At 46.7% G+C, this 628-nt stretch carries 1 protein-coding gene; it reads right to left on the bottom strand.

The annotated features are described in order from the left end of the window. A partial coding sequence (locus R7E78_RS27840; protein ID WP_318058848.1) for an aminotransferase class V-fold PLP-dependent enzyme occupies nucleotides 1–628 on the bottom strand: 628 nt, incomplete at both ends.

Here is a 628-nt window from a genome sequence, read left to right as displayed (position 1 = left end):
CACTGCAACGCGGATTTGTTCAATTGCGTAATCAATTTCTTCTTCAGTGGTAAAACGACCGAATGAGAAACGAACCGAGCTGTGAGCCAACTCATCATCCATGCCTAGGGCACGAAGTACGTAAGAAGGCTCTAGACTCGCAGAAGTACATGCACTACCTGAAGATACCGCTAGATCTTTTAGCGACATCAGCAGAGATTCACCTTCTACGAAAGCAAAACTGATGTTTAGGTTTTGTGGTACACGCTGCTCTAGGTCACCGTTCACTGTTACCGCTTCAAGGTCTTTCACACCATTAAGAAGGCGGTTACGAAGTGCTAGTGCGTGGTCGTAATCTTTCTGCATCTCTTCTTTTGCAATGCGGAAAGCTTCACCCATACCTACGATTTGGTGAGTTGCTAACGTACCAGAACGGAAACCACGCTCATGGCCGCCACCGTGCATTTGTGCTTCAAGGCGGATACGAGGTTTACGACGTACGTAAAGTGCACCGATACCTTTTGGACCGTAAATCTTATGCGCTGACAATGAAATCAAATCAACTTTCATTTCTTGAACGTCGATTGGCAATTTACCAGCAGACTGAGCTGCATCCACGTGGAACACGATCTTGCGCTCACGACATAGT

The organism is Vibrio sp. YT-19(2023) (genome assembly GCF_033337395.1).
This window is presented reverse-complemented; position numbering and strand designations above follow the sequence as displayed.